Origin of the sequence: Pedobacter sp. (genome assembly GCF_035566355.1) — a bacterium.
Lineage (GTDB): Bacteria > Bacteroidota > Bacteroidia > Sphingobacteriales > Sphingobacteriaceae > Pedobacter.
The window spans coordinates 1-9,976 of sequence record NZ_DATMRL010000296.1 but is presented as its reverse complement, the minus strand read 5'-3'; the positions used below and the strand labels follow the sequence as shown (position 1 = coordinate 9,976).

At 39.3% G+C, this 9,976-nt stretch carries 12 protein-coding genes; 8 read left to right on the top strand and 4 right to left on the bottom strand.

Annotation, left to right across the window (positions count from 1 at the left end):
* Position 1: 1 nt before the first annotated feature.
* From mtaB to VNZ46_RS11785, 3 genes are read left to right on the top strand one after another with little or no spacing between them, the layout of a single operon-like run.
* Positions 2–1,261, top strand: a complete 1,260-nt coding sequence (mtaB, locus tag VNZ46_RS11795) for a tRNA (N(6)-L-threonylcarbamoyladenosine(37)-C(2))-methylthiotransferase MtaB (RefSeq protein WP_325560340.1) — start codon at positions 2–4, stop codon at positions 1,259–1,261.
* Positions 1,262–1,293: 32 nt separating this feature from the next.
* A complete protein-coding gene (locus VNZ46_RS11790; protein ID WP_325560339.1) occupies positions 1,294–2,448 on the top strand; it encodes a prolipoprotein diacylglyceryl transferase in 1,155 nt (384 codons plus the stop codon).
* Between the two features lie 11 nt (positions 2,449–2,459).
* Positions 2,460–3,254, top strand: coding sequence for an inositol monophosphatase family protein (locus VNZ46_RS11785; RefSeq protein WP_325560338.1), 795 nt, complete (start codon positions 2,460–2,462; stop codon positions 3,252–3,254).
* Between the two features lie 73 nt (positions 3,255–3,327).
* On the opposite strand, the gene VNZ46_RS11780 is transcribed toward VNZ46_RS11785, so the two are convergent.
* From VNZ46_RS11780 to VNZ46_RS11770, 3 genes are all read right to left on the bottom strand, one after another.
* The gene (locus VNZ46_RS11780) at positions 3,328–3,876 is read right to left on the bottom strand and encodes a NifU family protein (RefSeq protein ID WP_133780369.1); all 549 of its coding nucleotides are present in this window, start codon (positions 3,874–3,876) and stop codon (positions 3,328–3,330) included.
* A 102-nt stretch (positions 3,877–3,978) separates the two neighbouring features.
* Complete coding sequence (gene purB, locus VNZ46_RS11775) at positions 3,979–5,325, bottom strand: adenylosuccinate lyase (RefSeq protein WP_325560337.1); 1,347 nt, start codon at positions 5,323–5,325, stop codon at positions 3,979–3,981.
* Between the two features lie 120 nt (positions 5,326–5,445).
* Complete coding sequence (locus VNZ46_RS11770) at positions 5,446–5,673, bottom strand: hypothetical protein (protein WP_199079668.1); 228 nt, start codon at positions 5,671–5,673, stop codon at positions 5,446–5,448.
* A gap of 210 nt (positions 5,674–5,883) precedes the next feature.
* On the opposite strand from VNZ46_RS11770, the gene VNZ46_RS11765 reads away from it, so the two are divergent.
* The 5 genes from VNZ46_RS11765 (at position 5,884) to VNZ46_RS11745 (ending at position 9,528) form a co-directional block, all read left to right on the top strand.
* Complete coding sequence (locus VNZ46_RS11765) at positions 5,884–6,450, top strand: RNA polymerase sigma factor (RefSeq protein ID WP_108555288.1); 567 nt, start codon at positions 5,884–5,886, stop codon at positions 6,448–6,450.
* A 7-nt stretch (positions 6,451–6,457) separates the two neighbouring features.
* On the top strand, positions 6,458–7,549 hold the full coding sequence (locus VNZ46_RS11760; RefSeq protein ID WP_199079671.1) for a S1C family serine protease: 1,092 nt from the start codon (positions 6,458–6,460) through the stop codon (positions 7,547–7,549).
* A gap of 78 nt (positions 7,550–7,627) precedes the next feature.
* Entirely contained in the window at positions 7,628–8,551 is a 924-nt protein-coding gene (locus VNZ46_RS11755) for a DUF72 domain-containing protein (protein WP_325560336.1), read from the top strand.
* Between the two features lie 53 nt (positions 8,552–8,604).
* Positions 8,605–9,240, top strand: coding sequence for a peroxiredoxin (locus VNZ46_RS11750; RefSeq protein WP_133780365.1), 636 nt, complete (start codon positions 8,605–8,607; stop codon positions 9,238–9,240).
* Positions 9,241–9,330: 90 nt separating this feature from the next.
* On the top strand, positions 9,331–9,528 hold the full coding sequence (locus VNZ46_RS11745; RefSeq protein WP_133780364.1) for a cold-shock protein: 198 nt from the start codon (positions 9,331–9,333) through the stop codon (positions 9,526–9,528).
* 55 nt (positions 9,529–9,583) lie between these two features.
* Here the strand turns inward: VNZ46_RS11745 and VNZ46_RS11740 are convergent.
* Positions 9,584–9,976, bottom strand: a 393-nt coding sequence (locus VNZ46_RS11740) for a THUMP-like domain-containing protein (protein WP_414693489.1), incomplete at its 5' end; no start/stop codon positions are given.

Genomic DNA, 9,976 nt, shown 5'->3' with positions numbered 1-9,976 from the left:
GATCGGGCGTTTATTTACCGATGCCGGATATGCTGTCGTAGATTTTACTGCTGGCGCAGATGTTTATGTGATCAATACCTGTTCGGTAACTGATCACGCAGATAAGAAGTGCCGGAAGGTGGTAAAAGAAGCATTAAAGTATTCTCCAAATGCATATATAACTATAGTAGGCTGTTATGCACAGTTGAAGCCAACCGAGATTGCGGAGATTGAGGGGGTGGATATGGTATTGGGAGCGGCAGAGAAATTCAGAATTGTAGAGTTTATTTCTGATCTGACGAAATCACCAAAAGCGGTTGTTCATCAGCAAAATATAGAAAAAGTTAATCATAATTTTATAGCGGCTTATTCTATTGGCGACCGGACCCGTACCTTTTTGAAAGTTCAGGACGGTTGTGATTATCCTTGTACGTATTGTACAATTCCTTTAGCCAGAGGGGGCAGCAGGAGTGATACCATTGAAAATGTAGTGAACCGGGCGCAACAGATTGCGGCAAGTGGTGTGAAAGAGATTGTACTTACTGGTGTTAATCTGGGCGATTTTGGAATCAGGAACGGGCAACGGGAAGATAAATTCTTTGACCTGGTGAAAGCTCTGGACGAGGTGGAAGGTATAGAACGGATTCGGATTTCTTCTATTGAGCCTAACCTTTTAAGTGACGAGATCATTCGTTTTGTAGCGGGTTCAAAGCGGTTTGTTCCGCATTTTCATATTCCTTTGCAGTCGGGTTCCAATAAAATATTGGGCTTGATGCGCAGGCGTTATCAACGGGAATTGTATACGGAGCGGGTGGCCACCATTAAGGCGCTGATCCCGAACTGCTGTATTGGTGTGGATGTGATTGTTGGTTTTCCAGGAGAAACTCACGAAGATTTTTTGGATACTTACCAGTTTTTGAATGAACTGAATATTTCTTATCTGCATGTGTTCACTTATTCTGAGCGTGAGCAAACAGCGGCTGCAGAGATGAAAGGCCGTGTTGCCGGAAGCACCCGTGCAGACCGCAACAAGATGTTGCACATCCTGTCGGAAAAGAAAAGAAGGGCTTTCTATGAATCCCAGCTTGGAACAGTAGGGGAAGTGCTTTTTGAAGATGATCAGAAAAGCGGCTTTATGCATGGATTTACTAAAAACTATGTAAAGGTAAGGGCAAAGTATGATCCGGTAATGGTTAATGAAATCAAATCTGTTAACCTGGTGGCTATAACAGCCGAGGGTGAGGTAGAAGTTACAGAAACCGAACAAGTTTTAGCGCATTAATCCTATATTCGCATAAAACTTTTTTTATACGTATGTTTCCTACTGTATCGCATTTTATAGAATACCTTTTTGGTATTCGAGTTCCTTTGCCTTTTAATACTTTTGGTGTTTTTGTTGCCCTGGCTTTTGTTGCCGGATATTGGGCTTTTACCAAGGAACTACAGCGAAAAGAGGCTTTAGGAATCTTACATGCAAGAATTAAAGACGTGGTGATTGGTAAGCCTGCAACAACACAGGAGTTGATCTATAACGGAATATTCGGTTTCCTGATAGGTTACAAACTGGTGTACGCCTTATTAAATTACCGTCTTTTTGTAAGTGATGCCCAAACGGTGCTGCTGTCTACAAAGGGAAATATCCTGGGTGGTTTGTTTTTTGCCGGTCTGTTTGCTTATTGGGATCATCAGGAAAAAGGTAAACATAAATTGCCTCAGCCAAAAACGATACAGGTAACAGAGCATCCTTATCAGTTGATGGGGCATATGATTGTATGGGCTGCCATATGGGGTTTTTTAGGTGCCAAGATTTTTGATAACCTGGAGCACTGGGATACTTTTATCCAGGATCCTATTGGTGGTTTGTTGTCTTTTAGCGGTTTGACTTTTTATGGTGGATTGATCTGCGGTGGTGCTGCGGTTATTTATATTGCGAATAAGAATGGCATTAAACCTTTGCATATGCTGGATGTAGGCGGGCCTGGTATGATGCTGGCTTACAGTGTTGGCCGGATCGGCTGTCATATGTCTGGTGACGGTGACTGGGGAATTGTAAATACGCATCCTAAACCTTTTAACTGGCTTCCGGACTGGCTTTGGGCTTATACTTATCCAAACAATGTGGCTATGGAAGGTGTTCCTATACCAGGTTGTACAGGGAAATTCTGTAATGTATTGCCTTTGCCGGTATATCCTACGCCTATTTATGAAGTCATTGTTTGTTTCGTTTTGTTCCTGATCCTTTGGAAGCTTCGGGACCGGATTAAGTTTCCGGGAATGATGTTTGGTATTTACTTAATGATGAACGGGGTAGAACGTTTCTTTGTAGAGTTGATCCGGGTAAATTCGAAGTATCATGTGGCCGGAATTTCTTTTACGCAGGCGGAACTGATTTCGTCCCTGTTGTTTATTGGTGGTTTGGCGCTGGTGATCTTTTCTATTAAAAATAAAGAAAAAGACGCAGCCCTTTAAATAGAAAGCGATTGAATTACGAATTGTTATGTACCAAGGTGATCGCGATTGCGCGTTTGACTGGTAATTTTATACGAAAAGAATCTATGAACTTTGATGCCAGGAGCATTGAGTTTAAAGGATTGAATGATATGGTTTCTTATGTTGACAAGACAGCTGAACAGCAGCTGGTGTACAATCTGTCTAAACTGTTGCCAGGAGCTGGTTTTACAACAGAAGAGGAAACGGTAAACAGTAAAGGAGAGGTATTCAACTGGATTATTGATCCTTTAGATGGGACAACGAACTTTATCCATGGTATTCCTGCTTATTCGATCAGCATTGCTCTGTATGAGGAAGATCAGCCTGTAATTGGGGTGGTTTATGAGATCAACCGGGGGGAAATGTTTTACAGCTATAAAGGTGGTGACGCTTATTTGAATAATAAAGTGATCCGGGTTTCTTCCAGACCTTCGTTGTCTGAATGTTTGCTGGCAACGGGCTTTCCTTATTATCAGTTTGATAAGCAGCCTCAATACATGGCCTTGCTTTCTGATATGATGCAGAAATGTCATGGTTTAAGAAGGATTGGTTCTGCAGCGGTTGACCTGGCTTATGTGGCCTGTGGAAGATTTGATGCTTTTTTTGAATACAATCTGAATGCTTATGATGTAGCCGGAGGTGCCTATCTGGTGCAACAGGCTGGTGGCCGTATAATGAATTTTGGCGGTGGCGACGAGTTTATAGAAAAGAGAGAAATTCTGGCAACCAATAGCCTGATCGATGCGGAACTTTTAGAAGCGATGCGGAATCATTTTAACGCTTAACGATATAAAACGGTATAAAAAAAAGGCCGGTTTCTCTAAGAGAACCGGCCTTTTTTTTGTTTTATTCTATGGATTATAGTGCTTCTGAAACGACTTCTTTCACTTCTGGTACCATTCTTTGCAACAGGTTCTGGATACCTGATTTTAAGGTGATGGTAGAAGACGGGCATCCGCTGCATGAACCTCTCAGTTCTACCGTAACAACACCTTCATCAAATGATTTATACGTGATGGCGCCACCATCCTGTTCTACAGCAGGGCGTACATAATCGTGCAGGATTTGCTGGATCTTAATTTCCAGGTCTGTACCTTCAAAATTAACCGCTTCTGTAGTTTCTTCTTTAATTTTATATTCCGATTCTACAGCACCTTTTACAAATTCTTTAAGGATGGGTTCAATATCAGCCCAGTCTGCATCTTCAGCTTTAGTGATGGTCACAAAGTTGCTGGCGAAGAATACACCATTAACGAAATTGAACTTGAACAATTCTTTTGCAAATGGGGAATGTTCAGCACTCTCTTTTGTTGCGAAATCTTCACTGCCATTGATCAATAATTTATTGACCATGAATTTCATTGTAGCAGGATTTGGAGTTTGCTCTGTATATACGTTGATAGTCATTGTCTTTTTTTTCTACAAAAATAATTAATTAGTGATGCAATTTCAGTTTATGATGTCTGTTTTAGGTCATTAATTTAAACAGATTCTAATTAAAGCTGCTGACTAAAATATACCTGTATAATTAAATGGTGTGATCTGTTTTAATTCTTCCTTCAATTCAGCGTTGATATTCAATCCATCAATAAATACAGCCATGGTTTCTGCTGTGATCTTTTGATTGGTCCGGGTCAGGTCTTTCAGGGCTTCGTAAGGGTTTGGATAGGCCTCACGGCGTAAAATGGTCTGGATGGCTTCAGCGACCACGGCCCAGTTGTTGTCCAGGTCTGCAGCAATCGCTTCGTTGTTTAACAGGATTTTGTTTAAGCCTTTTAAAGTAGAAGAGATGGCAATCAGGGTATGGGCCACAGGAACGCCAACGTTTCTTAATACTGTGGAATCGGTCAGATCCCTTTGCAAACGGGAAATCGGAAGTTTAGCGGCAAAGAATTCGAACAGTGCATTCGCAATTCCTGCATTGCCTTCTGCATTTTCGAAATCAATAGGGTTTACTTTATGTGGCATTGCCGAAGAACCAACTTCTCCTTCTTTGATCTTCTGCTTGAAATAGTTTTTGGAAATATAGGCCCAGATGTCTCTGTCGAGGTCAATAATGATATTATTGATTCGTTTAAGGGCATCACATTGTGCAGCAAACTGATCATAGTGTTCAATTTGTGTGGTGTGTTGTGCACGGGTCAGTCCAAGGGTCTCATTAACGAATTGATTGGAAAAATCTACCCAGTTGATAGAAGGGTAAGCGATATGGTGTGCATTGAAATTTCCGGTAGCACCTCCAAACTTGGCACTGTTGGGAATATTTTTAAGGTTGTTTAGCTGGATGTCCAGTCTTTCTGCGAAAACCAGAAACTCCTTACCTAATTTAGTTGGAGAAGCTGGCTGTCCATGGGTATGGGCCAGCAAAGGAACATCGGCCCATTCTGTGGCCAGTGCTTTTAATTTGCTGATCAATTCTGCGATGTTTGGGTAATACACCTCATTTAAGGCCAGCTTAAAAGTATAGGGGATAGCGGTATTGTTAATGTCTTGTGAAGTTAATCCGAAATGGATAAATTCTTTGAAATCCTGCAATCCAAGCTGATCGAATTTGCTTTTGATAAAGTACTCTACTGCTTTTACGTCGTGATTGGTGATTTTCTCTGTGTTTTTAATCTCTGTGGCATCAAGCTCCCCGAAATTTTCATAAATGGCACGCAGTTTTGCGTAATTGTTTTTGTCAAAGGCGGCCAAACCATGCAAATTAGTTTCGCAAAGTGCGATGAAATATTCTATTTCAACAAAAACCCTGTATTTAATGAGGCCATATTCAGAAAAATAGTTTGCCAGGTCCTTAGTGGTGTTTCTATAACGTCCGTCAACTGGCGATATAGCTTGAAGTGGAGATAAATTCATTTAATTGAGAAGTTTTTACAGCCGCAAAGGTAATATAAATTAGGGATTATTAAGGCTTTGGGACATAAAAAAAGGCTTTGGGTGATTCCCAAAGCCTTTTCCTTAAAAATTAAAGTTTGACTAGTGTTTAACTTCAGTTTTAGTAGTAGTAGTTTTAACTGTAGTATCTTTTTTAGCTGTATCAGTAGCAGCTTTAACAGTAGTATCAACTTTAGTAGTATCAGTAACGATAGTTGAAGAATCAGTTGTAGTAGTGTCAGATCCTTTAGCTTTGTTTTCTGAGTTACAAGCTGCTACTGATAAAGATAATGCTAAAGCTAAAAAGCCAAATTTAAATAAGTTTTTCATTCTAATTTCCGTTTTAAATAATTAATTAATTTTACATCTTAATACCGGTAACTTTAAAAGGTAACCCTTGAAAATAAAAAAAAATAAAAAATATTTTTCTGCGTTTCTTGGGTCACTGTTTATCTGTAATGGGTATTAAGATAAAAGTGGCACAAAAGTAAAATTTTTATTTATAATTGGGTTACCATTCACATAAAAAAGTATTAATTGGTGAGTAAGAAGTTAAGCAGTTCAGTTCCAACAGATAGAGAGGTAGTTTTAGGGATACTTAATAACTCAGATGATGCGCTTAATAAACTGTATACAGGATATTTTCCGATGATACTGCAGTTTATTCTGAATAATAACGGTGATGAAGACGATGCAAAAGATGTGTATCAGGAATCAATTATCATATTATATAATAAAATAAAGAGCGGGGATTTTGAATTAAGCAGTAAACTTAAAACCTATATATACTCAGTTTGCAGACGCATTTGGCTCAAAAAACTTTCAAAAGAAAGTAAGAAGGCGGTAAATGTAACAGACTTTGAAGATATAGAGGCGGTAGAAACAGATTTGGAGAAGCATGAGGAAAAGGACCGGCAATTTGAAAAAATGCAGGAGGCCTTGCTCCATTTAGGGGAACCGTGCAAAACGATTATTCAGGACTTTTATATTCATAACTTGTCTATGCAGGAGATCTCTGAAAAATTTGGTTATACCAATACAGATAATGCAAAGACACAGAAATATAAATGTCTGCAAAGGTTAAAGAAATTGTTTTTTCAATCTTAATAATACAATGAGGAACGAAATAGAGTTAGAGGCAATTATTGAAGATTACCTGAATGGTAACCTGTCTGTGGAAGAAGCGAAAGCTTTCGAAGAATTACGGATAAAAGATCCTTCTGTGGACCATAAACTGGTTGCGCATAAGGTTTTTCTGGATTCTTTGAAGGACTATGGCCATGTCCTTTCCCTAAAGGATAAAATGGATGCTGCCCATGCCACAATGGATGTGGAAGCACTGAAAACTGAACTTAAGCCTCATTCTTCCCCTATTGTTAAATTATGGCGTAATAATAAGTCTGCACTGGCTGTTGCAGCTTCTTTTATTTTACTGGCTATGGTTTCTGTTTTTGCCATTCAACACAATACGAAACAGAATGGCAGCTATGAGATGATGCGAAGAGAATTAGACCGGATTAAAAGTTCTCAGAATAAATTGATACGCAACATCAATAGTAATGTCAAAACGGAAGCTGCTCCTGTAAGACCCGCTAAATTTGGCGGTACTGGTTTTGCGATTACCTCAAATGGGTTTTTATGTACGAATTTGCATGTGATCAACGGTGCTGATTCTGTATATGTACAAAATAGTAAAGGAGAGGCTTATAAAGCTAAAGTTTATTATACAGATCCTCAGTATGATCTGGCGATCTTACAGATTGTAGATAAAGATTTTTCTCCGCTTTCGGCTTTGCCTTATAAATTAAAACGCAGTGCGGTTGGTATGGGTGAGAATGTATATACACTGGGTTTTCCTAAGGATGATGCGGTTTTAGGTCAGGGTTATGTGAGCTCCAGAACCGGGCATGCCGGCGATACCACTGCTTATCAGGTGTCTATTCCGGTTAATCCTGGGAATAGTGGTGGGCCATTGCTGGATAATAATGGAAATGTGGTTGGGGTGATCAGTGCGAAGGAGAACCAGGTGGATGGTGCGGCCTTTGCGATTAAATCTAAATATATTCTTGAGGCCCTGAGTGCTATTCCTTCCGATTCTTTGGGTAGAAGAAGTGTGACTAAGAAAAGTCCTTTGCAGGGTCTGAGCAGATTGAAACAGGTAGAGAAGATTCAGGATTACGTATTTATGATCAAAGTCTATAACTAACCTCCCGAAAAATATAAATTTTTAAACCCCCGAAACTTATTGTTCGTTTCGGGGGTTTTGTTTTTATAAATTTATCCTATGGAATTTGGTAAAGTAGCAGACGAACTGGTTAAACAGGTAGATTTTACGCTGCCGCCTGACGGCGCTCAGACGGTTTTGACTTTAAAAGGAAAAAAAAATGCGGATCCGCGTTTTTATATTGGCTGTGCAAAATGGGGCCGAAAGGAATGGGTGGGGATGATCTATCCGCCTAAAACAAAGGAGGCGAATTTTCTGGACGAATATGCAAAGCATTTCAATTCTATAGAAATGAATGCGATATTTTATAGCATGCCTAAACAGGATCAGGTGATGAAATGGAAAGAGAAAGCTGCTGGAAATGCAGGAAATGGCTTTCTCTTTTGCCCAAAGTTTCCGCAAATCATCAGTCATTTGAAAAGATTGAAAAACGCCGAGGAAGCTACCGATCAGTATATTTCAGGAATCAGTGAATTTGGCGAATTGTTGGGACCCTGCTTTCTACAGATGGGAGATAACTTTGGACCCAATAATATGGAGGTGCTGGAAAATTATTTAAAATCCCTTCCGGAAGATTTTAAAGTCTTTGTAGAGTTGCGCCATCCCGAATGGTTTGCTGACCCTGTGATTAGAAAGGATTTGTTTAAAATGCTGGCTGATTTGAATAAGGGGGCTATAATTACCGATGCCAGTGGCAGAAGGGATTGTTTGCATATGGAACTGACCATTCCTGAAATTTTTATCCGTTTCGTAGGAAATGGCCAGGGGCATGGGGATTCGGATTTCAAGAGGATTGATGAATGGGTAATCAGAATCAAATCCTGGCTGGACAGGGGGTTGGAGAAGGTTTACTTCTTTCTTCATCAGCATGATGAAAGGGACACCCCGGTTTTGGCCAACTATACCATTAGGGAATTTAATAAGCATTTGGGTAGTGCTGTTCCTGAAATTGAATTTATTACAAAAACAGGAGAATTATTTTAAATAGTATACTAAATTTGTAGAATATTATATTTGAATCTAAAAACCACAACATTATGAGTTTAAGACTAGGGGATACCGCTCCCAACTTTCAGGCAAAAACCTCTATCGGAGATATTGATTTCTATAACTATCTGGGCGATAGCTGGGGTGTTTTATTTTCACACCCGGCAGATTATACACCAGTATGTACTACAGAACTTGGACGTACAGCGGCTTTAAAAGGTGAATTTGAAAAGAGAAATGTAAAAGTACTGGCGCTAAGTGTGGATTCTGCGGAATCGCATAAAGGTTGGATCAGTGATATCAACGAGACCCAGAATACCAATGTAGAGTTTCCTATTATTGCTGATGAGGACAAGAAAATTGCTGATCTGTATGATATGATCCATCCGAATGCATCGGAGACTTTAACGGTACGTTCCCTGTTTATCATTTCGCCAGATAAAAAAGTGAAATTGATCATAACCTATCCGGCTTCTACGGGAAGGAATTTCAATGAAGTATTGAGGGTAATCGATTCTTTACAGCTTACTGCCCAGTATACGGTAGCTACGCCTGCTGACTGGCAGGATGGCGATGATGTTGTTGTGGCCAACAGCATTAAAACGGAAGATATTCCTGCAAAATTCCCTAAAGGGCATAAAATTATTAAACCGTATTTGAGAACTACACCTCAGCCTAATAAATAATAATTTCGCAAAAGTTTTGGTTTCTTTAAGTTTTAGTAATAATTTAAAGAACTGAAAAACAACCTATTATTTTATCAAAGAACTAAAATTATGAACACCGGAAAAGTTAAATGGTTTAATACTCAAAAAGGATACGGATTTATTGTGTACGATGGCAATAAGGATATTTTTGTACATTTTAAAGATGTTTTGGGCGGTATTGACAGCTTGCAGGAAAATGATAACGTGGAATTTGAAATTGCGGAAGGAAAAAAAGGTTTGCAGGCGGTTAAGGTTAAAAAAGTTTAATTAAACCTTACTGATATATAGAAAGGGCTGTCTTATCCGGACGGTCCTTTTTTTGTTAATAGTATTGCAATATTTGTGCTTTAATGATCAGCAGACCGGAGGATCTGCTTTTGGTAAAAATCAGAAACTGATCATCTGCGGGTTTAATTTTATACTTTTTACTAAGGTTTTCTGCCTTGTCCGGATAATTTCTGACGATGATATTTCCTCTTAATTCTTTTTCTTTTTTGAGATCTGCGGCAGTAAGCGTTTCGGTTATTTTAAATATTCTACCTGGAAATTCTTTTTTGAATTGATCTGAAGTATATAGTTGTGTTTGTTCCTGCAGTTTCTCCAGCCCATAAGTCTTTCCGATCAGAGCAAATGCACCGCTTTTTAGTAATGCGGCATCGGGTTCGTAAATGTATTCCTTGAGTTGTCCTTCGGTAAATGCGACTTCGGCTTCCTG

What these genes read in the sequence shown, in the direction of transcription:
- VNZ46_RS11770 (WP_199079668.1), bottom strand. Translation starts at nt 5,673, where the DNA reads ATGAAAAACTTATTTAAATTTGGCTTTTTAGCTTTAGCATTATCTTTA.
- VNZ46_RS11790 (WP_325560339.1), top strand. Translation starts at nt 1,294, where the DNA reads ATGTTTCCTACTGTATCGCATTTTATAGAATACCTTTTTGGTATTCGA.
- VNZ46_RS11745 (WP_133780364.1), top strand. Translation starts at nt 9,331, where the DNA reads ATGAACACCGGAAAAGTTAAATGGTTTAATACTCAAAAAGGATACGGA.
- VNZ46_RS11760 (WP_199079671.1), top strand. Translation starts at nt 6,458, where the DNA reads ATGAGGAACGAAATAGAGTTAGAGGCAATTATTGAAGATTACCTGAAT.
- VNZ46_RS11750 (WP_133780365.1), top strand. Translation starts at nt 8,605, where the DNA reads ATGAGTTTAAGACTAGGGGATACCGCTCCCAACTTTCAGGCAAAAACC.
- VNZ46_RS11780 (WP_133780369.1), bottom strand. Translation starts at nt 3,876, where the DNA reads ATGACTATCAACGTATATACAGAGCAAACTCCAAATCCTGCTACAATG.
- VNZ46_RS11755 (WP_325560336.1), top strand. Translation starts at nt 7,628, where the DNA reads ATGGAATTTGGTAAAGTAGCAGACGAACTGGTTAAACAGGTAGATTTT.
- purB (WP_325560337.1), bottom strand. Translation starts at nt 5,325, where the DNA reads ATGAATTTATCTCCACTTCAAGCTATATCGCCAGTTGACGGACGTTAT.